Source organism: Pseudomonas sp. P5_B2 (assembly GCF_056400445.1).
Map to the genome: position 1 here is coordinate 1 of NZ_JBFULH010000710.1, position 1932 is coordinate 1932.

A 1932-nucleotide genomic window follows, 5' to 3' on the forward strand; every position below is an offset into this window, starting at 1 on the left:
GACTCCCGACAGACCGAGTCGCCTGGATCGCGAGCAAGCTTTGCTCCTACAGGAGGCCAGCGTCCTGCAGAAGGCGTTTCAAGGCTTCTTTATCGGCGGCAGAACCGCTGCCGAGAATCCGCTTGAGCTGCTGTTCTATTTTCCCCAACCCTTCATCAGGCAAGTTCAAATGCGCCGGCAATATCTCGTCGCCGGTACTCACCAACAACGCAAAGTGAATGACGTTTTCCAGCTCGCGGGTATTTCCCGGCCAACTGTGCCGCTCCAGCACAATCTGCGCAGCCTCACTGATCAGCGGCACCGGCAAATCGAGACGATGACTGTAAATGCCCAGGAAGTACTCGGCCAACGACAGAATATCGCCCACGCGGTCACGCAATGCCGGCAGCTCCAAGTGGCCTTCGCTGAGGTAGTGATAGAGCCGCTCATGAAACTTTCCGGCGGCCACGGCTTGGGCCAGATCAATGCTGGTGGCAGCGACAAGACGCACGTCCACCGGACTCGGTTGATGCGCGCCGACACGGGTCACTTCGTGGTTTTCCAGCGCGGCGAGCAGTTTGATCTGAATCGGCAGCGGCAAATCACCGATCTCATCCAGATAGAGCGTGCCGCCATTGGCCGAACCGAACCACCCCGCACGACTGCTCGCCGATCCGCTGAAGCTGCCAGCGGCATAACCGAACAATTCGGCATCGGCGTAAGTCGGACTGATCGCCCCACAATTGACTGAAACGAACAACCCGCCACGATCACTGGCGCGATGGATATGACGCGCCAGCAATTCCTTGCCGCTGCCGGTTTCACCGCGAATCAACACCGAGATCGAACGTGGCGCCAATTGTTCCAATTCCTGACGCAACTGACGCGAGCGCGGATCGACAAACACCAGCGCCTTGGCGCGGATGCTCAGGGGGCTTTTTTCTGCATCGGGAAAGGTCAGCAACGGCTGACCGAAGGCTTCAATACTCATGGCAGACTCCCGCCCAATACCGCCGGGAGACGGGGGGCGCTGTTTTAAAAAACAAAAGGTTCARGCGCGTCGCAGGGCGTGATGTTCCATGCGGTTCTGCAAGCGATAAAGGTAGGCAAAACCCTGCTCCCAGCGCTGGTGACCAGACTTCACATTGATGTGCCCGGCCCCCGACAAAATCCCCGCCTCAGCACCCCAATTACGCGCCAGCTCAAGGGCTCGCGGCGTACTCACGGCGCTGTCGTTGTCGGAGCTGACGATCTGGCTCGGAAAGGGCAACAGGTCAGTGGGAATTGGTGCGAAGTTGCGCAACGCCGGTGCACACGCCTGACGCTCGACATCCGCTGGCGCGACCAGCAAGGCCCCGCGCACTTGACGTAAAAACTGTACAGGAGCGGTAGCAGCCCAATGGGCGACGGTGATGCAACCCAAGCTATGCGCGATCAGGATCACCGGCGTGCTGTCGGCGGCAATCGCCTCGGCCAGCGCCGCGACCCAGTCTTCACGACGCGGTGTCAGCCAGTCAGCCTGTTCCACCCGCGCGCTGTTCGGCAGGCTGTTCTGCCAGTGGCTTTGCCAATGATCGTCAGGCGATCCTTGCCAGCCCGGCACAATCAGGTAGCGAATGGATTCGTTGCGCATGGGGGAGCTCTCCTGCTGCGTGTCTGTTCCGGGTCGAGTATAAGGATGAGAGTTATATTCGTTAAGGAATAAGAAGCTATTTATTAAGACCAATAAAGCATATAAGGCCGATCCCGTCGATTTAGCTGACAGGCACTTTTTTCAGGGCAAAAAAAAGGACCGCACCCTGCCAAGGAGACGGCCCCGGAAACTCAAAATCTGTGAAGCGATGATTGATTGAAACGCTTATCTTATAAAGGAATATTTAATTACTTTAATAGATCTAAAGCGCATATGAGGATCAGCGGAACGATGACCGTCCCAGCCTCCCTGCTTGTGCT

The 1932-nt window shown here is 57.4% G+C and carries 2 protein-coding genes; both read right to left on the bottom strand.

The window, feature by feature from the left end:
* Positions 1-46: 46 nt before the first annotated feature.
* The gene (locus AC1DRJ_RS25875; protein WP_477804660.1) at positions 47-970 is read right to left on the bottom strand and encodes a sigma 54-interacting transcriptional regulator; all 924 of its coding nucleotides are present in this window, start codon (positions 968-970) and stop codon (positions 47-49) included.
* 60 nt (positions 971-1030) lie between these two features.
* On the bottom strand, positions 1031-1612 hold the full coding sequence (locus AC1DRJ_RS25880; protein WP_477804661.1) for an alpha/beta hydrolase: 582 nt from the start codon (positions 1610-1612) through the stop codon (positions 1031-1033).
* Between the last annotated feature and the right edge of the window lie 320 nt (positions 1613-1932).

Excerpts from the sequence above, each read along its gene's own strand:
- AC1DRJ_RS25875 (WP_477804660.1), bottom strand. The coding sequence starts at position 970 with ATGAGTATTGAAGCCTTCGGTCAGCCGTTGCTGACCTTTCCCGATGCA.